The 23,858-nt window shown below is 39.7% G+C and carries 19 protein-coding genes and 2 pseudogenes; 11 read left to right on the forward strand and 10 right to left on the reverse strand.

Features of this window, described 5'->3' with window-relative positions:
* The first annotated feature begins 17 nt into the window (after positions 1-17).
* The 6 genes from VB715_RS12105 to VB715_RS12130 all read left to right on the forward strand — a co-directional run bounded on the left by VB715_RS12105 (position 18) and on the right by VB715_RS12130 (position 7,342).
* Positions 18-1,538, forward strand: coding sequence for an ammonium transporter (locus VB715_RS12105; RefSeq protein WP_323301470.1), 1,521 nt, complete (start codon positions 18-20; stop codon positions 1,536-1,538).
* A gap of 118 nt (positions 1,539-1,656) precedes the next feature.
* On the forward strand, positions 1,657-2,865 hold the full coding sequence (locus VB715_RS12110; protein ID WP_323301471.1) for a 4-hydroxy-3-methylbut-2-enyl diphosphate reductase: 1,209 nt from the start codon (positions 1,657-1,659) through the stop codon (positions 2,863-2,865).
* 622 nt (positions 2,866-3,487) lie between these two features.
* Positions 3,488-3,700 carry a DUF2555 domain-containing protein gene (locus VB715_RS12115; protein ID WP_323301472.1) on the forward strand — a complete coding sequence of 71 codons (213 nt, stop codon included), beginning with the start codon at positions 3,488-3,490 and terminating at the stop codon, positions 3,698-3,700.
* Between the two features lie 5 nt (positions 3,701-3,705).
* Positions 3,706-4,914 carry a bifunctional phosphopantothenoylcysteine decarboxylase/phosphopantothenate--cysteine ligase CoaBC gene (gene coaBC, locus VB715_RS12120; RefSeq protein ID WP_323301473.1) on the forward strand — a complete coding sequence of 403 codons (1,209 nt, stop codon included), beginning with the start codon at positions 3,706-3,708 and terminating at the stop codon, positions 4,912-4,914.
* A gap of 148 nt (positions 4,915-5,062) precedes the next feature.
* A complete protein-coding gene (locus VB715_RS12125) occupies positions 5,063-5,875 on the forward strand; it encodes a Uma2 family endonuclease (protein ID WP_323301474.1) in 813 nt (270 codons plus the stop codon).
* 228 nt (positions 5,876-6,103) lie between these two features.
* On the forward strand, positions 6,104-7,342 hold the full coding sequence (locus VB715_RS12130; RefSeq protein ID WP_323301475.1) for a PEP-CTERM sorting domain-containing protein: 1,239 nt from the start codon (positions 6,104-6,106) through the stop codon (positions 7,340-7,342).
* Between the two features lie 275 nt (positions 7,343-7,617).
* On the opposite strand, the gene VB715_RS12135 is transcribed toward VB715_RS12130, so the two are convergent.
* A complete protein-coding gene (locus tag VB715_RS12135; protein WP_323301476.1) occupies positions 7,618-9,090 on the reverse strand; it encodes an FAD-dependent oxidoreductase in 1,473 nt (490 codons plus the stop codon).
* 218 nt (positions 9,091-9,308) lie between these two features.
* On the opposite strand from VB715_RS12135, the gene VB715_RS12140 reads away from it, so the two are divergent.
* Complete coding sequence (locus VB715_RS12140) at positions 9,309-11,042, forward strand: Rqc2 family fibronectin-binding protein (RefSeq protein WP_323301477.1); 1,734 nt, start codon at positions 9,309-9,311, stop codon at positions 11,040-11,042.
* 232 nt (positions 11,043-11,274) lie between these two features.
* On the opposite strand, the gene VB715_RS12145 is transcribed toward VB715_RS12140, so the two are convergent.
* Both VB715_RS12145 and VB715_RS12150 read right to left on the reverse strand, forming a co-directional pair.
* The gene (locus VB715_RS12145; protein ID WP_323301478.1) at positions 11,275-12,249 is read right to left on the reverse strand and encodes a 3'(2'),5'-bisphosphate nucleotidase; all 975 of its coding nucleotides are present in this window, start codon (positions 12,247-12,249) and stop codon (positions 11,275-11,277) included.
* A 35-nt stretch (positions 12,250-12,284) separates the two neighbouring features.
* Complete coding sequence (locus tag VB715_RS12150) at positions 12,285-13,634, reverse strand: UDP-N-acetylmuramoyl-tripeptide--D-alanyl-D-alanine ligase (RefSeq protein ID WP_323301479.1); 1,350 nt, start codon at positions 13,632-13,634, stop codon at positions 12,285-12,287.
* A 413-nt stretch (positions 13,635-14,047) separates the two neighbouring features.
* Between VB715_RS12150 and VB715_RS12155 the strand changes: the two genes are divergently transcribed.
* The 3 genes from VB715_RS12155 to VB715_RS12165 are packed head-to-tail and all read left to right on the forward strand — an operon-like array spanning position 14,048 to position 17,977.
* On the forward strand, positions 14,048-15,334 hold the full coding sequence (locus tag VB715_RS12155) for a hypothetical protein (RefSeq protein ID WP_323301480.1): 1,287 nt from the start codon (positions 14,048-14,050) through the stop codon (positions 15,332-15,334).
* Between the two features lie 20 nt (positions 15,335-15,354).
* On the forward strand, positions 15,355-16,674 hold the full coding sequence (locus VB715_RS12160) for a HAMP domain-containing sensor histidine kinase (protein ID WP_323301481.1): 1,320 nt from the start codon (positions 15,355-15,357) through the stop codon (positions 16,672-16,674).
* 7 nt (positions 16,675-16,681) lie between these two features.
* The gene (locus VB715_RS12165; protein WP_323301482.1) at positions 16,682-17,977 is read left to right on the forward strand and encodes a glutamate ligase domain-containing protein; all 1,296 of its coding nucleotides are present in this window, start codon (positions 16,682-16,684) and stop codon (positions 17,975-17,977) included.
* A 55-nt stretch (positions 17,978-18,032) separates the two neighbouring features.
* Here VB715_RS12165 and VB715_RS12170 read toward each other — a convergent pair whose 3' ends face one another.
* The 6 genes from VB715_RS12170 to VB715_RS12195 form a co-directional block, all read right to left on the reverse strand.
* Positions 18,033-19,265, reverse strand: coding sequence for an NAD(P)/FAD-dependent oxidoreductase (locus VB715_RS12170; protein ID WP_323301546.1), 1,233 nt, complete (start codon positions 19,263-19,265; stop codon positions 18,033-18,035).
* A 293-nt stretch (positions 19,266-19,558) separates the two neighbouring features.
* The gene (locus VB715_RS12175; RefSeq protein WP_323301483.1) at positions 19,559-19,867 is read right to left on the reverse strand and encodes a HigA family addiction module antitoxin; all 309 of its coding nucleotides are present in this window, start codon (positions 19,865-19,867) and stop codon (positions 19,559-19,561) included.
* A 9-nt stretch (positions 19,868-19,876) separates the two neighbouring features.
* Complete coding sequence (locus VB715_RS12180; RefSeq protein ID WP_323301547.1) at positions 19,877-20,158, reverse strand: type II toxin-antitoxin system RelE/ParE family toxin; 282 nt, start codon at positions 20,156-20,158, stop codon at positions 19,877-19,879.
* A gap of 259 nt (positions 20,159-20,417) precedes the next feature.
* Complete coding sequence (locus VB715_RS12185) at positions 20,418-21,947, reverse strand: YifB family Mg chelatase-like AAA ATPase (RefSeq protein WP_323301484.1); 1,530 nt, start codon at positions 21,945-21,947, stop codon at positions 20,418-20,420.
* 90 nt (positions 21,948-22,037) lie between these two features.
* Positions 22,038-22,403 (reverse strand): type II toxin-antitoxin system PemK/MazF family toxin, encoded by a 366-nt coding sequence (locus VB715_RS12190; RefSeq protein ID WP_323301485.1) that lies wholly within the window; start codon positions 22,401-22,403, stop codon positions 22,038-22,040.
* The gene (locus tag VB715_RS12195) at positions 22,400-22,678 is read right to left on the reverse strand and encodes a ribbon-helix-helix domain-containing protein (protein ID WP_323301486.1); all 279 of its coding nucleotides are present in this window, start codon (positions 22,676-22,678) and stop codon (positions 22,400-22,402) included. The genes VB715_RS12190 and VB715_RS12195 overlap by 4 nt, the downstream gene beginning before the upstream one ends.
* A 148-nt stretch (positions 22,679-22,826) precedes the next feature.
* Between VB715_RS12195 and VB715_RS12200 the strand changes: the two are divergent.
* Positions 22,827-23,066 (forward strand): annotated as a pseudogene (locus tag VB715_RS12200) (hypothetical protein); the annotation flags it as partial.
* A 62-nt stretch (positions 23,067-23,128) separates the two neighbouring features.
* Here VB715_RS12200 and VB715_RS12205 read toward each other — a convergent pair.
* Positions 23,129-23,788: pseudogene (locus tag VB715_RS12205) on the reverse strand (magnesium chelatase domain-containing protein); the annotation flags it as partial.
* Positions 23,789-23,858: the final 70 nt, after the last annotated feature.

Raw genomic sequence — 23,858 nt, forward strand, 5'->3', positions numbered from 1 at the left:
GACTTAACCTCTTAAAAATGATATCAACAAGAACAAAAAAAGACGTTCCTCACGGTTTGTGGGACGCACCCTATTGGCAACCGTTTCGCGTGATTGCCCGCTCTTTTTCAGGCTTTTGGCTCGCTTGCATTCCTTTAGCGGCCATTATTACCATTGTTTGGAATAAGGCAGTGGTGGCTCAGAATGCAGAAATTAAGATCCTAGAAATTACAGAAGCTACACCCGAAGCAATTATACAACTCCAGGGAACCTTAAATGCTATCTGGGTGTTGATTGCTGCCATTCTCGTTATTTTCATGAATGCGGGCTTCGGAATGCTCGAAACAGGCTTCTGTCGCCAGAAAAATGCTGTTAATATCCTTACTAAAAACCTGATTGTTTTTGCTTTGGCCACCATTGCTTATTGGGCCATTGGTTTTTCTTTGATGTTTGGGGGAACTAATGCCATTATTGGCAGTGGCGGTTGGTTTTTGGGTAGTCAAGATCCTGCTACTTACAACCTCACGCCCTTTCCCGTCGGACTGCCCATTTCAGTCTTTTTCCTCTTCCAAGTCGCTTTTGCGGGAACTGCGGCCACCATTGTTTCCGGTGCAGTGGCTGAACGGATTAAGTTTGTTGACTTTTTAGTCTTTAGTCTGATCTTAGTGGGCATTGCCTACCCCATCACTGGCCACTGGGTTTGGGGTGGCGGTTGGTTAGGAAGCCTAGGGTTTAAGGACTTTGCCGGATCTAGCGTGGTTCACTCCGTTGGCGGTTGGGCCGCTTTAGTGGGGGCCGCCGTTCTTGGCCCGAGAATGGGTAAATATGTAGATGGTCGTCCCCAAGCCATTCCTGGCCATAATATGAGTATTGCTACCTTGGGCTGTCTCATTCTTTGGATCGGTTGGTTTGGTTTTAACCCTGGTTCTCAATTGGCGGCGGATAGTCATGTTCCTTACATTGCCGTTACCACCAACTTAGCGGGGGCCATGGGGGGCATTGTCGCCCTGTTTGTCTCTTGGGCTAAAGATAAAAAACCTGACCTTTCTATGGTCATCAATGGTATCTTAGCGGGGTTAGTGGGCATTACGGCTGGTTGTGAGGGCGTATCTTACTGGGGTGCGGTAATCATTGGTGCTGTTGCAGGTGTCTTGGTTGTCTATGCTGTCGGTTTCATTGATGGGGTTCTCAAAATTGATGACCCGGTGGGGGCGATCTCCGTTCATTTAGTTAATGGTATTTGGGGAACCTTTGCCGTTGGCTTATTTAATACAGAGGTTGGACTTTTCTACGGTGGTGGCATTGGTCAACTGATTAATCAAATTATTGGTATCGTTGCCATTGGACTGTTTACTCTTGTCTTTAGTGTGGCTGTGTGGACTGTCCTCAAATCAACCCTAGGTATTCGTGTCAGCCGTGAAGAAGAGATTCTTGGCTTGGATATCGGTGAACATGGCATGGAAGCTTATCATGGGTTTGTCAAAGAACCTGATGGCTTTGCTGGTATGGGTTCTAGCAGTGTCAATGAGTCTGATCTGTCTACGGGCGCAAAGATGTAAGTTTTTACCCATCAAGACTTGAAGCCTGCGATCGCAGGCTTTTTTTGTTGTGATGATTTGCTGATTGATAAGGTATAACTGATAATTAATTATTAATAATTGATCTCGTCAAATCATAATGGATACCAAAGCTTTTAAACGCTCTCTACAACAGTCTGAACACTATCACCGTAAAGGGTTTGGCCACACCACTGAAGTGATGGAGGTCATGAATACAGAGTATCAAAGTTCTCTAATTCAACAAATCCGTCAAAATAACTATCAATGGCAACAGGGAGATGTGACCATTCGTTTAGCAGAAGCCTTTGGTTTTTGTTGGGGGGTAGAAAGGGCTGTCGCTATGGCCTATGAAACCCGTCAACATTTCCCCAAAGAACGTATTTGGATCACCAATGAAATTATTCATAATCCTTCGGTTAATCAACGGTTACAGGAGATGAATGTGGGGTTTATTCAGGTGATTGAAGGTGACAAAGATTTCTCAGTCGTAGAAGCGGGAGATGTGGTTATTTTACCGGCCTTTGGCGCAAGCGTCACGGAAATGCAATTATTAAATGATAAGGGTTGCACCATTGTTGATACCACTTGTCCTTGGGTTTCTAAAGTATGGAATTCCGTAGAAAAGCATAAGAAAAAAGATTACACTTCGATTATTCATGGCAAATATCGTCATGAAGAAACCGTTGCCACTAGCTCGTTTGCCGGGACTTATTTAGTGGTTTTAAATCTCAAAGAAGCTCAATATGTCGCTGATTATATCCTTAATGGGGGTGATAAAACCGAATTTTTAGAGAAGTTTAAAAATGCTTATTCAGAAGGATTTGATCCAGATCGAGATCTGCAACGTTTAGGTATTGCCAATCAAACAACTATGCTGAAAAGTGAAACCGAACAAATCGGTAAACTGTTTGAAAGTACCATGCTGAAAAAGTACGGGCCAATCACCTTAAATGAGCATTTTATGAGTTTTAATACGATCTGTGATGCGACTCAAGAACGTCAAGATGCCATGTTAACTTTGGTGGAAGAAAAGTTAGATTTAATGGTGGTAATTGGGGGCTTTAATTCTTCTAATACTACCCATTTACAAGAAATTTCTGTGGAAAAAGAAATTCCGTCTTATCATATTGATAGCGAAAATCGTATTTTACCCGGCAATAAACTTGAACATAAACCCTTGGATAAAGACCTAGAAATTCAAGAAAATTGGCTTCCTGATGGCCCCATTATTGTCGGGGTGACTTCTGGTGCGTCTACTCCTGATAAAGTCGTAGACGCAGTCATCGAACGCATTTTTGCGGCCAAACAAGTCGCTGCTACTGTTTAATCATCCATAGAATTTAGGGGTCAACGGCTGTTGACCTCTAGGGAAAATTATCTGGGCAGAAAATTAGGCTTCCTCATCTTGATTAAACTCCCACTTTTCATCGCTAAACTCTTTAGAGTTCATGATTTAACTATCTCAACAAAATTAATACGCTGTCTTAATACATATCTTGATGATTTTGTCAAATTACTTCGAAAAACTACACATTGACTTTGGTACAATTGCTCAAAATAAATGCCATTGCACCGAGTTAACCCAACAATTACCCCAAACTGAAACCTTTTCACTACGCAAAATCTGGGTTTAAGCCTGTTAAATTAATTAAAGATAGACGTACTGTAGATTTTTACTGTTACCATAATAGCATCAAAAGGCTTAAACTCGTTAGCTATTGAGAAAGATTCTTATACATTTCTTTATGTAACGAAATTAGAATGATTGGAATAAATCAATTATTCTCTGTAAATCATAAATATAAATTATGATTAAAGGCGATCGCAGGAAAATGGAGAAAAACTGGTGGGGTAAAGAATAAGATTAATGGAAATTACCCTCGGAATCTCAATTAATCACGGTAGAATAAGAATGGCTGTAAAATTTGCAGCTTCAGAGGAGGTGCGGGATGACAACTTTAAGTTTAACTCGGCAAGACATTTCGGTGTTGACGGATAAAGATGTCGCTGATCTAGCGGGACGCTTAGAACAGGATGATTATACCAATCCTTTTGAAGCCCTTCAAGATTGGCACACTTTACGAGCGATCGCCTTTCAACGTCAAGATTTGGCTGAACCCTATCTTTACTTACTCGATATCGAAGCTTACGACGAAGCATAATGACCATGCTTCATAAGAAAAACGTCCTCATAGGCATTGGTGGCGGTATTGCTGCCTATAAAGTCTGTGAGGTTATTTCTTCTCTCTTCAAATCAGGGGCAACAGTTCGGGTGATCCTCACCGACACCGCACAACAGTTTATTACACCCCTTACTGTCTCTACCCTCAGTCGTCATCAAGCTTACACCGATCAAGATTTCTGGCAAGCCACCCATTCGAGTCCTCTACATATAGAATTAGGAGAATGGGCTGATATGTTCTTAATTGCCCCTTTAACCGCCAATACCTTGGCTAAATTAACCTATGGCTTAGCAGATAATCTACTGACGAATACGGTTTTAGCCTCTCGTTGTCCCATTTTGCTTGCTCCTGCCATGAATACGGAAATGTGGGAACAATCATCCGTACAGCGCAATTGGCAACAGTTACAACAAGAGCCAAGATATCATACTATTGGGCCGGGTTCGGGGTTATTAGCTTGCGATCGCGTGGGTTCAGGACGCATGGCCGAACCGTCGGCAATCGTGACCAAACTTCAATCTTTATTCTATACCAAAGGTCAAAAAGATTACCAGGGAAAGCACATTTTAATCAGTGCTGGAGGAACCAGAGAACATCTAGATCCAGTACGGTTTATTGGTAATCCTTCTACGGGAAAAATGGGATTAGCCTTAGCACAAGCAGTCAGCGATCGCGGGGGAATTGTCACCTTAATACATGGCCCCATTGCTTCAGAATTACTGCCTATTTCACCCCAGTATAAACTAATTCCGGTTATCAGTGCGGCTGAAATGGAAACAGCGATGCTCAGTCATTTTTCTGAGGCAGAGATTATTATTATGTCAGCTGCGGTAGCTGATGTTAAACCTGCTCATTATGCAAAGGAAAAATTACCCAAAAGTGCTTTATCAAGATCATTGGATTTAGAGCCTGTTCCCGATATTATTGCTCAATTAGGACAGAAGAAACAACCTCATCAATGTTTAATTGGGTTTGCGGCACAAACGGGAGATATTGTTACTCCTGCTCTTGATAAATTAAAGCGTAAACAGTTAGATATTATTGTTGCTAACCCAGTCGATGTGAATAATGCAGGGTTTGGCAGTGATACAAATCAAGCCATATTAATTAATGGGAAGGGGAAACAAAAAAAGATAGAATCTTGTAGTAAATTAGAATTAGCTCATCAATTATTAGACTTTATCAATGAATAATTAATAATTAATCATTGGTGAATTCCATTATTTTTTCCAGAATTAACCTTAACAGCAGCCCAGATTTTTCAAGGCAATTAATCAACGGTTGAAAAAGAAGATTTTTTTTTGTAGTATTAAAGAACTAAGCGCATTCCCTTGGCAACCCATGACATCGACTATCCCTACTTATCAAATTGAATGGGAAAAACTGCCCGACGATTTTATCTTACCCGATGATCCAGTGGATAATATTCATCAACCTGCCCTTGCTGCTGCCTTAACCGACAGTTTAGAAAATGCGGGCAAAATCCCTGACAATGCCATCACAACCACTAATTATGGCATCTGTGCCACAGTCAATGGCAAAATCGTCGTAAAAGCCCCTGACTGGGCTTATATACCCCTTCTGCGTGTCCCTAAAGAGGAAATTGCCCGTAGCTATACCCCTCAATTACAAGGAGAAACCCCGATCATTGTGATGGAATTTCTCTCAGATACAGATGGGAGTGAATATTCCAGTAAACCGACTCATCCTCCTGGAAAATGGTTCTTTTACGAGAAAATTCTCCAAGTTCCTCATTACATCATTTTTGAACCCTATCGAGGTTTAATTGAACATTATCAATTAGGTAAATTAGGGGAATATGAAATACAATCTGCTGATGATGCTGGACGTTATTGGATTCCTCAGTTAAAGCTTTATCTGGGACTGTGGGACGGCAGAAAAGAACAACGTAAAGGCTATTGGTTAAGATGGTGGACAGAAACTGGAGATTTGTTACTCTGGGGGTCAGAATTAGTGATTCAGGAACGACAAAAAGCTGAAGTTGAAAGGCAAAAAGCTGAAGTTGAAAAGCAGAAAGCTGAAGTTGAAAAGCAACAAGCTGAAGTTGAAAGGCAAAAAGCTGAAGTTGAAAGGCAGAAAGCTGAACGTTTAGCTGCTCAATTAAGGGCGGCCGGTATTGAACCTGAATTATAAATTATTAACTTGTAGGGGTCAACGGCCGTTGACCCCTACATGAAGTTATACATGAAAGCTAACATCTCTCGTAAATATTTTTGATACAAGGGTAGTGTTACTTAATTTTCCTGTGAGGATCAATCTCATGTTTAGTTTAGCAAAACTTATCAATTTTCGGGGGGGGTAAAGCATAGCTTATATTTTCAGCCCTTCGCTGTTTCTGTACTGGGTTTATCTGTTGGTTTCTTGGGTACTCATTCTGCTTTTGCCTTCGAGTTTGATAAGAAGTTACTCGCCCCTGATGGTGCTTCTAGTGATCAGTTTGGGAGTTCTGTATCATTATCTGGCAATACCGCTTTAGTGGGTAGTCCCTACGATGATGATAATGGAAGTGGTAGTGGTTCGGCTTATCTGTTTGATGCCACTACAGGGACTTTACTACAAAAGTTAACCGCCCCTGATGGTGCTGCTCAGGATTACTTTGGGCTTTCTGTATCATTATCTGGCAATACCGCTTTAGTGGGTAGTCCCTACGATGATGATAATGGAAGTGGTAGTGGTTCGGCTTATCTGTTTGATGCCACGACAGGGACTTTACTACAAAAGTTAACCGCCCCCGATGGTGCTTCTGGTGATTACTTTGGGATTTCTGTATCACTATCTGGCAATACCGCTTTAGTGGGTAGTCGTTTTGATGATGATAATGGGACTCTTAGTGGTTCAGCTTATCTGTTTGATGTCACTACAGGGACTTTACTACAAAAGTTAACCGCCCCTGATGGTGCTGCGAATGATCGATTTGGGTCTTCTGTATCGCTATCTGGCAATACCGCTTTAGTGGGTAGTCCCTACGATGATGATAATGGGAGTCTTAGTGGTTCAGCTTATCTGTTTGATGTCACGACAGGGACTTTACTACAAAAGTTAACCGCCCCCGATGGTGCTGGTAGTGATTTCTTTGGGTCTTCTGTATCACTATCTGGCAATACCGCTTTAGTGGGTAGTCCCGGCGATGATGATAATGGGACTCTTAGTGGTTCAGCTTATCTGTTTGATGTCACTACAGGGACTTTACTACAAAAGTTAACCGCCCCTGATGGTGCTGCTTCTGATTTCTTTGGGAGTTCTGTATCGCTATCTGGCAATACCGCTTTAGTGGGTAGTCCCGACGATGATGATAATGGGAGTCTTAGTGGTTCAGCTTATCTGTTTGATGTCACGACAGGGACTTTCCTACAAAAGTTAACCGCCCCCGATGGTGCTGGTAGTGATTTCTTTGGGAGTTCTGTATCACTATCTGGCAATACCGCTTTAGTGGGTAGTTCCTACGATGATGATAATGGAAGTAGTAGTGGTTCGGCTTATCTGTTTACAACTAGCCAACCCGTACCAGAACCTTTAACCATTTTAGGTGCCGGAACCGCCATCGGTTTTGGTGCATCCTTTAAACGCAAGTTAGCTAAGAAGAATAAAAAACAAAGCTAATAACGTTAATCTGTAGGGAAAATTCATGAATTTTCCCTACAGTCAATTATGATTTCCCATAATGTGTTCACTTATCCCACATTCCGCTTTAAAAAGTAGAGTTATTAAAACCAACAAAACCCAGTAGAGACGTTGCTTGCAACGTCTCTACGTTAATCTATTTTGATAACCGGATTTGGTATTAGTCCAGTTGAAGCGATTTTGATAGAGTCTTTTTGTGCTTGTTTAGAATACTTTAATTGCCAAGCCATAAATTTGCTACCAAGGAACTTAAATTAATTAGCTAGAAAAATTTGCATAGGATAAGATTCAGCCACTAATTTATTAGCTTGATTATCAATATTTACATCAGATTTAAAAGATGATTTAGGCTGAGTTTCTTCAAAATCTAACAAGGTTTTAATTCGTTGATACGCTTGATAGGCTACCGTCGGAAAGAAAGAAAATTTACCCGGTAAAACACATAAATAATTACTGTCAGAATTTGACTCAATCCAATAACTATAACGTCTTTTTTGTTCCTCTTCACTAATAAATTCAGTTTTCACGCATTCATAACTATAAAGTTGACGACTATATAACTTATCTTTACCAAAATAACGCTCTGCTGACTCTAAAATGGGTTCAATATCAACCCCATCATTACTATCATCATTAGCATAACCAGAATCCGCTAATAAAGAGTAAATATATGTTTCGTCTCCTAACTCCCGTTGTTGCATAAAGTGATTAAAATGAAAGCGATTTTTAGTTGACATTCTGACAAAATTAGTATTAACTAAAGCCGGATAAGCAACCACCATCGCGCTGCGACTCCGCTTTAATTTTGCCCTTACTTGTAAATCCTTTAAAAAAGGTTCAAACCCTTCCCCAACAGCAAAGATAAACAACTTGGCTTTTAATCGTTTTGCTTTTCCATTTTTGGTCTGACATAATAAACTTTTAAGTCGAATAGGACCATAATTATCCATCAATAATTTATTAATGGTTATTCCGGTTTCAAATGTTACCCCATGACTCAAGGCACTTGATACTAAATCTCGTAAAATACGGCTTGTATTCATGGAACAATCTAAGGTTTTAATGAGATCATAATTAGCAGGTTTTACTCCATAAGATGAATCAAATTGATAACATAATTTTTGAAGAGTTTCTGTGGCCGATGCCAAGGAAAAATTTAAGCTTTCATGGTTTTCAACTTGGGCATAAGTTGGGGCTAAACATTTACCATTGACTAACCAATTATGTTGATCTCCATAGGCAACTTCTAATCTTCCTAACACTCTATTTCGTTGAATATTGATTTGTACAGCATCACTTTTTAAGCGAGAAGACCGAATTTCTGGGGCATCTGCTTGAGGATGAATTAAATATACTGGATTATCATTAAACCATCCATCAGGATTAGGAATCGTTTTAGGGGTAAAAAAATCAGTTGTTTTTTCGGTTAAGTTTATATTACATTGCTCAGAAAAATAAGGACTATAGAGGTTAATTAAATCCTCAACGCCATTCACACAATTAATAAAAGTTTGAGCATCATCCTGTCCTGAATATAACGCACCTGTATGATACCAACCCTCTAATTTACCTGATGCTAACGTGCCTAATTGACAATTTTTTTCTAATACTTTAATCGATAAATTACTATGACGAGCAAGGAATTCAGCAATGGCAACCCCAGCAATACCACCACCAACAATGATAACATCAACATATTCAATTTCAGAGACTTGGATAGGCTTCATGAATCAAAGATTATCTTATTTTTGACTAATTTAATGGTTGTGGCTAGATTATAACGCAAAAGCTCAAAAGAGGTAAGAATATTTTCTTGACTTGATTGACAAAACATAAATTTATCTAAAGTTTTTAATTGAGCCGTGTAAAGTAATATACTTATTTAGTATACTATCTAATAGTTTAATGCTAATTACTTAGATAAATATTTTTTCCCCAAATCATTATGCAGCCTGTTGATGTTACGACCCTAACTGCCCTTTGTTATGACATCCAAACCCATTGGATACCTGCCCGTATTGAACAAGTTTATCAACGCGATCGCCATACAATTTTTCTAGCACTTCGTACCCTAAAAAAACGGGCTTGGTTAACTATTTCTTGGCATCCTCAAGGGGCAAGATTATGTATGGGTAATCCCCCACCAAAAACCCCTGATACCTTTACGTTTAGCGATCAATTACGTCATCAACTGAATGGATATGCTCTCATTGCTTTAGAGATGATTTCCCCTTGGGAAAGAGTGGTAGATCTGCAATTTTCTAAACGACCAGGTGATCCCATTATTTGGCATCTTTTTATTGAAATTATGGGCAAATATAGTAATGTAATTCTCACCGATGCTAACCAACAAATTGTGACCGTTGCTCATCAAGTAAATCAAAATCAATCAAGTGTTAGAACCGTACAAACAGGGCAAAGATATGAACTACCTCCCGCCTTAACAGGAACCTTACCTAAGTTAGAAGAATCTCAACAAAGATGGCAAGAAAGGGTTAGTTTAGTCCCTGGAGAATTACAAAAACAATTATTAAATAGCTATCGAGGATTAAGCCCTTCTGTCGCCCGTCTAATGATCCAAGAAGCTAATTTAGAGCTACAACAATCAACAGTAATATTAACTCAAGAAAATTGGGATAAATTATTTGTATTATGGCAAACTTGGTTAAAAATATTAGATAGAAAAGAATTTAAACCTGGTTATACAGAAACAGGTTATACAGTGTTGGGATGGGGAATTATTAAACCAGAAACAGACTTACAAACCCTTATTAATCATTATTATACTGGACAACTTAATCAAGAAAACTTTAAACAACTTCGCCATCAACTCTTACAAAAACTAATTGCTTTACTTAAAAAACTTTACTTAAAAGCCAACACATTTAAACAACGTCTTAACCAGTCTGCTGAAGCCGATAAATACCGTAAAGAAGCTGATTTAGTAATGGCCCATCTGCATCAATGGGAACCGGGAATGAAATCAATTATTCTCAATGATTTTGAAACGGGAGAACCCGTAAAAATTTTCCTAAATCCTGAAAAAAATGGGGTACAAAATGCCCAATACTTATACAAACAACATCAAAAATTAAAGCGAGCAAAAACAGCAGTAGAACCCTTATTAGAAGAAGTGAAATCAGAAATTAATTACTTAGAACAAGTCGAAGCTAGTTTGCATCAATTAGACAAATATCAATCATCTGAAGACTTACAAACCCTGGAAGAAATACGAGATGAATTAATTCAACAAAACTATTTGACTTCTGCACAACGAAGTCCTAATATAACTGATGAATCCCAACCCTATCAGCATAAAACACCATCAGGTTTTGAAGTGTGGATCGGTCGGAATAATCGACAAAATGATCGCTTGACTTTTCGGACAGCAGGGGACTATGATCTGTGGTTTCATACCCAAGAAAGTGCCGGAAGTCATGTATTGTTGCGCTTAGAACCTGGGGCAAAACCTGATGAAGCTGATTTACATTGTGCCGCAGATTGGGCTGCTTATTACAGTCGGGCCCGTCAAAGCGAACAAGTCCCCGTCGTCTATACCGAACCCAAATACGTCTATAAACCCAAAGGAGCAAAACCAGGGATGGTGATCTATAAGCGAGAACGAGTCCTCTGGGGAAAGCCACATAAGATACAATTATACCTAAAAAATCAAGGTTAAAACAAAATTTTTAAATTTTATTTACAAAAGTTCGTGTCTGATGTTACAATTCAGTTATAGGAGTCAAAATGGTTAGCGATTGGGAACGCGCCACAAGATTTCCCCAAAGAACAACAACAATATTTTAATTTGGGTATCCAGCGATTGCGATCGCTGGTTTTTGTTCTAAGCCTATGGGTGTTTAGAACAAATCTAGATACCATACATTGTAGATAAATTTGTAAATCTCTGATTACTTATAATCCTGTTTTTTAATCGCTTCTAATACCTGTTGATGAATTGTCCCATTGGTAGTTAAAATTCCCCGATTATTACTGAGTTTTGCTCCCACGGAAAAATCCAAACATTTCCCATCTAAATCGGTGACAATACCCCCAGCTTCTTCGACAATAATTACCCCTGGGCCATGATCCCAAATATTCTCTTTTTTGTCTTTAAATTGAGGTAAAGGAATTCTTGTATAAAGATGAGCATCACCCCTAGCGATCGCCCCATATTTGGCCAAAGAATCCATCTGTTTCGCGGGGGATTTTAACCCTAAACTTTGATCTAACGCCGTTTGGAAAGCGCGATCGCTATGCACAGACTCTACACTTTCAATCCGACATAATTCGGCAAAATTGGCAGAATTATCAACTTTGATGGCTTTGGGAGTTCCTCCCTTGAGAGGAATTTCTACAGATCCTTGGCCCCGAATTGCCAAAAATATCAGTCCTGTTGTGCCATTTTCTAGGGGAAAAGCGGGACAAGCCAAAATCCCTAATTTAAGCTGCCCTTCCTCAACTAAAGCTAAGGCGATCGCATATTGATCCCCCCGAATAAACCCTTTTGTGCCATCAATCGGATCTAGTGTCCAATAACGCGGGGCCACTCTCCCATTGCCGTGATTAATCCAGTCAATCACATTTTGGAGGGAGGCAGTGGGCAAAATCTCTTGAACTTGCTGAATAATCTGAGTCCTTACCCCGACTAATTCTGGTTGTCCTAACATTGCCGCATCTTCTTCCCCAATCACAGGATCATCGGGAAAAAACTCTGCTAAAGCTTGACAGATCACCGCTTGCGCCCCAAAATCTGCCACCGTCACCGGACTGGTATCCGCTTTATTCAAGGTTTGGGGGCCCTTCTCCCCTTGCACTCGTTGACAAAGTTGGGCCGCTGCGGTGACAGCAGCGATGGCGATTTGTTTCTCTTTACTATAGTTCATTTGTTTTTATTAGAAATCATAATTCAACTATTAAATTAACCCAGTTGTTGACGTAGTTTTTCCACCACCCGGTTTAACCCGACGGAATTTGAGGCTTTAAATAAAAGGCGATCGCCTGGTTTAATCACTTCAATTAACCGTTGTACCAAATCTTCCTGAGTCGGGATACATTCTACGATTCTATCTGTGACTCCCTCAGCTATGGCTTTAGCTTCTGGATCATCCACCAAAATATAAAGACGATCAATTCCTAAATTTTGAGCCGTTTCCCCCACTTGGCGGTGCAATTGAGGGGACTTGTCTCCTAATTCCTTCATCGTTCCCAAAACGGCAATATATCGCTGCCCTGGGGTATCTTTTAAAAGGTGTAGGGCGGCTTTCATGGACTCAAACCCCGCATTATAGGTTTCATCTAAGAGCAAGATATCATGGGGTAATTGATATTGTTGCGATCGCCCTTTGGGGAGTTCGACAGAAACCCCTTGAGTCAGGGGAGTCCAATCTAAGTTTAATTGCCTCGCCACCGCTAAAGCAGCTAAATAATTTAAGGCATTGTGACGGCCTGGTAAGGGTAAAGGAAAATCTTGGCCTTGCACCCGTAATCTTTGATTATCTAGCAATTCTCCTGTAATCTCACCCCCTTCCAACCCATAGGTGATAGTTTTACCTTGCCACCTTGTTGCTGCCGTTTTGATTAAACGCTCGTTATCATGGTTAAGGATAACGACCTCATCTTCAGCCATTTCAGCTAATAATTCACATTTTGCCTCAGCGATCGCCTGTTCTGATCCCAGTCTCCCAATATGGGCCGTTCCCACATTGGTAATGACTCCGAGGGTGGGACGGGCAATTTGAGTGAGTAAGGCAATTTCTCCAGAGGCCCGCATCGCCATTTCAATGACGGCATAATCATGGTTAGCTGTCAATTCTAAGAGGGTTTTGGGAACCCCAATTTCGTTATTATAATTTGCCTGTGTTTTATGAACTCTTCCATAAACGCCCAAAACAGCCGAAATCAACTCTTTAGTAGTCGTTTTGCCCACTGATCCCGTGATGCCAATGATAGGAATTGTAAATTTATTTCGCCAAGCGTTAGCAATTTTTTGATAAGCAATTAATGTATCTTTAACAATGATTTGGGGGATTTTCTTAACAGAATTTACGGTCACAACCCGATCAACAATGACAGCAACTGCGCCTTTCTCAATGGCTGTTTCTACAAATAAATGTCCATCAAATTTCTCCCCTCTCAAAGCCAAAAAGACTTCTCCTGGTTTAATTTCACGACTATCGGTATTGATTCCATTAATGTTTTGATTTGGTAACTCCAGAGATGATTCTTGTAAGCATTGATCAATAGCATTGCAGATTTCACTGAGATTCATTTGCTTTAACATGGCAGGATCACGGATGAAAAGGTCAAGAATTTACTGAGGAAAAAAAGATAGAAAACAGTGATTAAGATCACATACAATTTGTGTTCTTTTCCGTTACTTTAAGGAATGTCATTATCGATCAATAAGTATTAACAGACCATGTCTGATTTTGAACTCGCATTCAGAGGAGTTAGCTGAGAGGTGATCAACAATTTTTCCTGGAGAAATGTCCTTAATAAAGACTCCCCAGATTGTGATAATCTTGAGTGATAGAAAATCCAATGTTAATCTGGACCAATCGGCTAAAAATGTTTGAGACACTTCTAGCATCATCAAAAAACTGGGCAATAAATTCACTCCTAATATAAACGGAATTTTACAGCCCCAGGTTGAATTTAATCAATTGAGAAGGGCTGACGGCCATGAACAATCTATCCCAAAGTTACACTCGACAACAAGTCTCATTAGAAGAACAAGTTCTCTACGACTACTTATTACAGCACGTACGAACCGATTCTCCTCCTCAGTTGATTGAAGACTTCCGCCACTTATTTGTTGAGGCTAGAGGTTTTCGAGAAGCACAATTGTATGCTGCTTTAGAAGCCATTGCCAAGCGCAAGAACATTGAACATCAATTCAACTACTTTTTTAACCGTTGTTGCCACATTTTGATTAACTGTTGGCAGATGCAGCCCCAGTCTCAAGTTGCGATTCCTGAGTTAATTGCTCTATTTGAGAATTTAGCCCCGCCTCGTAGTGGCTATAATAACACGGCTAATCGGGTTCGCTATCTGGTCAAAAACTTTACTCAGTCCGATCAATATGTCAAATTACAACGACTAGCACGGGTAATTGATAGCAAGCAAAACCCCCAAAATGCTAACTCCATTGGCAATTTGATTCATCGCTATCCCTACCTCTATAATCATTGTTTACTGGGAGACGACAGCAGTCAAGAACACCAACAAACCGTTAGACAAATCAAATCTCAAACGGAACGGCGTTTTGAGGTCAATTTATCTCGCTATGTCACCTATAAAGTTCGACTAGCGCAAATGGCCCATACTCCTCAATTATCTCAAGAGGAAGGGCGGATTATTCGTCCTGTCAAAAATCCTACCCTCTTAAAAGATAAAGAGTTAAACCAAGCTCTAAAGCACTTTGTTGGCACAGTGGATGGCAGTTATACCTATAAAAGTATGTCACAAAACTTTTTAAGTAATACTGTTCATACTCAAAGTTTTGGACGCTATAAAGACGACTTATATGAATATATTCTCAGTTCTTTGGACTCGAACTATACGAAAGGTCAATTTAACAAAAAACTCTATCAAATTTTACAAAACACTTTACCGGAATGTAATCAACAGAAACCCAGCGAGTTTCTCATGTTACGCACCTCAAGTCAGTTGTTGAATTTCTTTGTGGTAGAAAGTTCTAAACAACCGGAACACTACGTTTTTGTGGATATGATTTCTAATTTAGGGGTTACTCAAACTATGGGAGTATTGCTCAAAGTTATTCTAATCTGTAATAAGGTAAAGCCCTATTTAGAAAAACGCTTTTCGATCCTATTTAATCACTATGAATCTTTTGCGAAAGAAGGGGTTCCTTGGTTAGTTAAATCCTTAGAAAATCTTCAGTTAGCGTTTAGTGTCCATTTTGGCAAAGTCGATTTATCTTGTTTAAAACAAGTTAAGATGAGATAATCCCCTTTGATAATTCCCCTATGTTTCAAGCCACGCGCCGTCGTTTAGCCCTATGGTACACTGCGGTAACGGCTATTTTGCTCCTTCTCTTTGCTACAGGGGTGTTTTTTTATGTTCGCAGTACCCTAGTAGAACGGGTTGATGATACCCTTAAGCACGTGGTAGAAGTAGTCAACCGTTCTTTGGTCATTGAATCGGTTTCCTTGACTGAGGGACGCTATAAAGTGAATGTAGAAGCGAGTTTTCGGGACAATACCGAGGGGGTAGAAGACGATCACATTGATCTTGAATGGTTTAACCCTCAAGGGGAATTACTTTGGTCTACCTTTGTGGAGCCACCGTTGATCCCTATTCATCTTAACCGACGGGCAGAAACAGTGCATCTGGGTGGCGATCGCATTTTAAGACAGGTAACTCAAAGGATTAATTTTGATCGCTATGTTTTAGGATATTTACGGGTTAGTCATCCTTGGTTTGAAGTTACAAAACCGATTCGTCAATTGAGTATTGATCTAGCTATTGGTACAATTATTACCATTATTATTGTAGGATTTATTGGCTGGTTATTATCAGGAATAGCCATTAAACCGATTCGAGATTCTTATCAAAGTTTAAAACAATTTACAGCAGATGCTTCCCATGAATTAAGAAATCCTATTGCGACAATTCAAACCAATGTACAAATGGCTTTAGCCTATCCTGAAGCCGATCCTCAACTCCAACAACGACAGTTAAAAGTAGTTGAAAGATTGACCCAACGGTTAGGAAATTTGGTCAATGATTTATTATTTTTAGCCCGTTCTGATAGTGGGATTTTACAGATTCGTGAACAAGATGTTCCCTTAGATGCTTTATTAATTGAAGTGATAGAAGAGCAAAGAACTTTTGCCGAACAAAAAGGAATTTTTTTATCCTTACATATTGTGGAACCTGAGAATAATTCTGAAGATAATTTTACATTACAAGGAGATTGGGATCAATTAGCGCGGTTGTTTACCAATTTAATTAGTAATGCCTTAGAACATAGTTTTTCTGAGGAAAATGGGCCAGAAATAGCCTTAAAAGAAGCCTCGGTCGAGATAGAATTACAAAGAATTAGACGTGATCGCTTATTGCAGTTACAAGTTAAGGTCAAAGATACAGGACAAGGAGTTCTCGAAGCAGCATTACCTCATTTATTTGATCGCTTTTATCGAGTTGATCCTTCCCGTAAAAGTTCTGGGGGGTCAGGGTTAGGGTTAGCGATCGCTAAGGCAATTGTAGAAAATCATCAGGGGCAAATTAAAGTAGAAAGTGTGTTAAAAGAAGGGACAATATTTACAGTGACTTTACCCTTATAGATGCTTAATGGCTCAAGACATAGATAAATTTGACCCCCGTTACCTCGTTACCCTTGATGAAATTTACCATAGCCATTGGACGACCCAAAAAAAGCAACGGATTGCCTTTTTTCGAGAGATAATTAAGTATTTTTGGCCCAAAGGACATCCTACCCAACTAATTGAAATTACCGGAACCAATGGCAAAGGGTCAGTTGCCTATTATTTAGAACAAGGTTTCAAGTCTGTTAGTCGTAGCGGGTCTTGGACTGGCCCCCATGTTTTTGACTATGCAGAACGATTTCACATTAATGGTCAACAGGTTACTCATGATGATATTGTGGCAGCTTATAGGAAGATTCAAGAGCTTTATGGACAATTTTTAAAGGAAGGGTATGAACAGACTTCCCTAAGCTTTGCCGAAACAGGTATTTTGATGACTCTGCACCTATTTGAACAGTATGACGTTAAATGGGGCATGATGGAAGTGGGATGTGGGGGACGCTATACTCCTTTGATGGCCTTGGATATGGTCGCTTGTGTGTTGACAAATGTGGGGAACGATCATCCTCAGTCCTTGGGAACGGAATTATGGCAGAGGGCCATGGATAAAGCGGGTATTGCTCGTCCTGGGGTTCCTTTTTTTACGGCGGAAATGGATGCTGCTTTGCCCTATGTGGTGAAAACCGCAGAAGCAGAAGGCGCAAATGTGATACAAATAGACCAAAAGGCAGTGGAAAAAATGCGAGAACTTCAACCAAATGCCCCTGAATTTAAGTTACGGAATTTAGCCCTGGCGAGTCAAGTAATTCGTTATTTTCATCCAGAGCTTACTCTTCCTCATTTACTGGAATTTATGGTGTCTAAATTACCGGGCCGATTTGCTAATGTAGCTCCGAATGTGATTGTTGATGTGGCACATAATCCCGATAAAATTACTCGTTTAGCGGAGGAATTAAGTTATACTTATCCTAATCAAAAGTTTTGTTTTTTGCTTGGTTTAACACGCAGTAGAGATGTGCGTCAAGTCTTTGAATCTATTCTTAAACTAGCTAAAAGAATTGTGATCACGGGGGCTTCTTATGCTGGTCAAGATCCAGAAAGTTTGGCAGAGCAATTAAGGCTGGATTTTCCTGATGTTTTGGTAGAAAATAATCCAGAAAAAGCCTATCAACAAGAATTAAAAAGGTTAGAACAAGATGATATTTTAGTATTAACAGGCTCAGCTTATATGATTGATCAAGCGATTAATTCTAATCCTTATATTCGTCATCTTAATGCAACTTATGGCTGGCGTGTTAAGAATAATAGTAATGATTATTAATATTGTTAACTAAGCCCTCATGGTAGGGGTCAACGGCCATTGACCCCTACTTAATTTAATGTTTTCCTATTGCTTTTCCTGCTAACCAAGAAGTTGTCCAGGCACTTTGAAAATTAAAGCCTCCGGTGACTCCATCAATGTCTAAAATTTCGCCAGCAAAGTATAAATTAGGACAGGGTTTGCTTTCCATTGTTTTAAAATCAATTTCTTTTAAATTAATACCGCCACAGGTAACAAATTCTTCTTTAAATACTCCTTTTCCTTTGATTTTATATTGTCCTTGGGTTAGTTCCTGGGTTAATTGATTAATTTCTTTTTGAGATAATTCAGTCCATTTTTTAGATTCATTTATGTTTGAATAGTTAATGAGTTTTTGCCAGAGTCTTTTAGGGAGTTCCAAAGGACATAAATTAGTAATTAATTTACGGGTAAATTGAGATTTGCTTCTTAATAAAATTTGTTTAATTTCTTCAGAGTTTCGGGGATAAACCCAATTAATAGATAGGGACATTTGATAGGCATTATCGTGTAATATTCTAGCTCCAAATGCCGATAATTTCAAAATAGCTGGGCCACTTAAACCCCAATGGGTTATTAAAACTGGCCCAATTTGTTGTAAAGGTTTTTTACCTGAATTTAAGAGACAAACCGCAGCATTTTCTACACTAACTCCGGCTAAACCTTGTAAGCGTGGATCATTAATATTAAAGGTAAATAGAGAAGGAATAGGCGGTTCAATGGTATGACCTAAATCTGTGGCCCAACGATAGCCTAATGGGTTACTTCCGGTAGCAATTAAAAGGCGATCGCCTGATAAAATCTCTCCAGTTTTTAATTCTATTTCAAACCCATTATCAATTTTTTTAACAGATTTAACAGGGGTTTGAGTGCGTAATTTAACCCCGGCATTTAAGGCAGCATTAATTAAACAATTAACAATGGTTTCTGAATTATCTGTGATGGGAAACATTCGCCCATCAGATTCAGTTTTTAACTTAACCCCTTGAGACTCAAACCAAGCAACTGTATCCCTAGGTTGAAAGCGGGTAAATGCCCCTCTTAATGCCTTACTTCCTCTGGGATAATAGTTAATTAATTGTACCGGATCAAAACAGTGGTGAGTAACATTACATCTACCCCCTCCAGAGATACGAACTTTGGCTAAAGGTTGACGGCCTGCTTCTAATAAAATAACCTGTGTATTAGGATAGGTATTAGCGCAAGTTATCGCTCCAAAAAAACCAGCAGCACCCCCACCGATAACTATAATTGTTAATGATTGATTCATATTCATGAAAAATAATTTTTCCCGTTGTATTATAGCAATATTTCTAGCATATTGCTATTTACAAGATAGATAAAATTAACAACTCAGATCCTACATGGGAGAAAGATGCAATCACTTTAATTTACGAAGCTATAAATATGACTAAAGAACTTGTGAGCAAAAAATTACAGGAGCTTTATAAAGAATAAAATGAGAAGATTGAGATCGATTTAACCCTGGGAAGTTAACCATTTGATTTCATCTTACAAAAAAAGTTTAATCGCTTTTTTTGTTTATATTTTATGTTTTATATCTCAGATTTTAGAAATTACTAAAGTTAGAACTTCTTGAGCAATTTGTTCACCAATTTCGTCTTCTGTAATGTCTAGATCATAATCCATTTGTAGACCTAACCAAAACTGGGGTGACATATTAAAATAACGGGCGAGTCTTAGGGCTGTATCTGCTGTAATTCTACGTTTTCCTTGAATAATTTCATTAATACGACTGGTCGGAATTTTCATGGCTAAAGCGATTTGATTTTCGCTGAGATTCATCGGTTTTAGAAATTCTTCTAAAAGCACTTCTCCTGGATGGATGGGAGTTAGTTTATCGGCATTCATTTTGTTACCTCAATGATAATCAACAATTTCTACATTTAGGGCATCATTTTCTTGCCATTCAAAGCAAATTCGCCATTGATTATTAATTCTGATGCTATATTGTCCTTTCCTATCACCACTTGGTTTTTCTAGCCGATTAGCGGGCGGAATTCTGAGATCCTGAATTGTTTGCGCCCTATTTAGCATCCTTAATTTGCGTAATGCTATTTGTTGAATCTCTGATGGCAATTTTTTGGCTCGCTGACGTTCAAAGATTTTTTGAGTTTCTTCGTCTTTAAAGTTTCGGATCACTTTCCTTTTTAAGCTTAACCATAACGACTTTTCTTGTTCTCCTTTCTTGAGATTAATCACTGCATTCGATCAAATGTTCTCTAAAGCAACTTTTAATAGTTGGAGTTATGGTTTTCTTCTTGTAAAATTGCCCAAAGATAGGCTGCTGCTTCTGCTGGATTTTTTAAAGATTCAATTAAATATTGATGATAGTTTTTAGCAGTTTCCATCCTCTTTTCCATTGCATGATTTATTCCGTATCCTAATGTTTTAACATTAATCACTGCATTCGATCAATAGTTCTATATTGAATTGCCTCGGCGACATGATAACTTTTTAATATCTCATCCTCAGCTAAATCAGCAATAGTACGAGATACTTTTAAAATTCGATCCATCGCCCTTGCTGATAATCCTAACTTACGAATTGCCCCTTCTAATAAGTTACGACTCCCCTCATCTAATTGACAAAAATTGCGTAAATGGATGGTTTGCATTTGAGCATTACAAGACACAGATTTGTCTTCTTTAAAGCGATTTTGAGCGCGATCGCGGGCCAGTTTTACCCGTTCCCTGATGGTTTTAGAATCTTCTCCCGTTCCTTGTCTGGTCATTTCTTCGGGTTTGAGGCGATTTACCGCCACTTGCAGGTCAATTCTATCCATTAATGGCCCTGATAATTTGGCCCAATATTGTTCTCGTTGACGGGGGGAACAGGTGCAAGCTTGAATTGGATCGCCAAAATAACCACAGGGACAGGGATTCGTACTTGCGATCAGGGTAAATTGAGCCGGAAAGGTAACAGACTGGCGGGTGCGAGAAATGGAGACATAGCCATCTTCTAAGGGTTGGCGCAAGAATTCTAAAACATTGCGCTTAAATTCGGTTAATTCATCTAAAAATAAGATGCCATGATGAGATAAAGAGATTTCACCAGGGCGAGGAAAACTGCCACCCCCAACCAAACTAGGCCCAGATGCGGAATGGTGGGGACTGCGAAAGGGGCGATCTTGGATCAGAGAACCCCTATTTTTGAGTAATCCGGCGACTGAGTGAATTTGGGAGACTTCTAAAGCTTCTGAGAAGGATAAGGGCGGTAAAATGCCAGGTAAACGCTTGGCTAACATGGTTTTACCGCTACCTGGGGGGCCAACAAAAATTAAATTGTGTCCTCCTGCGGCTGCTATTTCTAAAGCGCGACGGGCGTGGGTTTGGCCTTTGACATCTTTTAAGTCGAGACAGGAAACAGGCGATCGCTCAATATTTGGGGCGGGTTGAAAGGTTACAGGTTGATGGTTTTGGGGTTGACAGAGGAAGTCAGCGACATCTGAGAGGTGTTTGAAGCCGTAAACCGCTAAATTTTTAACCACTGCTGCTTCTTGGGCGTTATCGGCGGGAACCACTAACCCTGTGATTCCCAGGCTTTGGGCGGCAGCAGCGATGGGTAAAACGCCAGCAACGGGGCGCAAACTGCCATCAAGGGATAATTCCCCTAAAAATAGATAATCCCCCAATAAATGGGCATCAATTTGTTCTGAGGCGGCTAATATTCCCACACTGATAGGTAAGTCAAAATAGGGGCCTTCTTTACGCAAATCGGCGGGGGCTAAATTAATAATAATTTTACGCACGGGAAAGGCAAAACCTGAATTTTTTAAGGCTGCTTTCACTCTTTCCCTAGATTCTTGTACCGCAGTATCAGGAAGTCCCACAATTGTAATTGCAGGAAGTCCCCCTGAAACATCAACTTCTACCCCAACTTTAAGCGCGTCAATGCCCACTAATGAAGCACTCCAAACCCTAGCTAACATTTTTTGAGTTCCTTAAATAGTTCGGTTAGGTTTAGTATGCCCGTAAACTGTAAATAATTTACTGTCTCATTAAATTAATTTCATAAATAGTTAGGTTGAAAAATTTTCAAATTGCCCAGGCAAGTCTAAAGCCATTAATAATGCTCGATTTAACTCTTGTATTTGTGGCTCAGAAAGTTGACCTCGTAAGCGTAATAAGCGAGTTTTAGATAATACTCTCATTTGATCAGCCATAGCGATAGAATCTTTAGTTAGTCCCCCGCTTGGGCTTTGAATTAATACTTGAGTTGAATAAATTCGCTTTTGGGATTGATAAGTTGTGCAAGGAACAACTAAAACGACTGGACTATAAGCATTAATTGCATCTCGACTAACAATAATAACTGGACGGTTTCCGCCTTGCTCAGAACCTTCAACGGGATCAAGACGAGCATCATAAACTTCTCCCCGTTTCATTCTTGAGATTCCCCTAACTCCAAAGCCTCCCAACTCGCAGACGAAAATTCAGCATCCATTCTTAATACTTCTGTCTGATAGTCGGGATCTTGTGCCATTTCCGCTAATTCTGCGTCAATTTCTGCCCTTTGTAGGGCTTCAAGTTCATGCTGTATTGCTTGTGTAATTAGTTCATTGCGACTTTTGGCTTTTCCTTGCTTTACTGCTCGATCAGTAGCCGCTAAAAGAATGGTAGGTAAGCTCAAAGTAGTACGAGTTATCGGTTTTGTCATCATTGGATGCCTACTTGATGATGATTATGACATCAAATATAGCATCAATTTTCTAGTAATAGTCAAAACTCAGCTTAATCTTAAAAACAGCCGGAATTGAGTAAAATTGAAATGAAGCAGATAACCATTAACAATTCTCTAGGAAATTTAGATGGATACCATTACAACAGCAATCTTGGCGGGTCTAGCTGGTTTGAGTAAAGATGCTATCAAAGATAGTTATAATGCTCTAAAATCGGCTTTAAAGAAGAAATTTGGTTCAGGAAGCGATTTGATTGATGCTGTTGATAAATTGGAAAAAAAGCCTGAGTCTGAGGGTCGCAAAACTACGCTGCAAGAAGAAGTGGAAATAGCTAAGGTGAATGATGATCCTGATATTATTCAATTAGCGCAAGATTTACTTGAGAAAATCAAAGAAGAACCAGAGGGACAACAAATTATAACCCAACATATCAGTAAAATTAAATTGTGTCCTCCTGCGGCCGCTATTTCTAAGGCGCGACGGGCGTGGGTTTGGCCTTTGACATCTTTTAAGTCGAGACAGGAAACAGGCGATCGCTCAACATTTTGGGTAGGTTGAAAGGTTACAGGTTGATGGTTTTGGGGTTGACAGAGGAAGTCAGCGACATCTGAGAGGTGTTTGAAGCCGTAAACCGCTAAATTTTTGACCACAGAGGCTTCTTGGGCATTATCGGCGGGAACCACTAACCCTGTGATTCCCAGGCTTTGGGCGGCAGCAGCGATGGGTAAAACGCCAGCAACGGGGCGCAAACTGCCATCAAGGGATAATTCCCCTAAAAATAGATAATCCCCCAATAAATGGGCATCAATTTGTTCTGAGGCGGCTAATATTCCCACACTAATTGGTAAGTCAAAATAGGGGCCTTCTTTACGCAAATCGGCAGGGGCTAAATTAATAATTATTTTACGCACGGGAAAGGCAAAACCTGAATTTTTTAGGGCTGCTTTCACTCTTTCCCTAGATTCTTGTACAGCAGTATCAGGAAGACCAACAATTGTGATGGCAGGAAGTCCCCCGGAAACATCAACTTCTACCCCAACCTTTACCGCATCAATGCCTACTAATGAAGCACTCCAAACCCTCGCTAACATAGTTATTTCCTATTACTTGATTTCTTGCGCTAGGTTTAGTATTCCCATTTATGGGGGAAGGTTTAGCGAT

Origin of the sequence: Crocosphaera sp. UHCC 0190, from assembly GCF_034932065.1 — a bacterium.
Taxonomy (GTDB): domain Bacteria; phylum Cyanobacteriota; class Cyanobacteriia; order Cyanobacteriales; family Microcystaceae; genus UHCC-0190.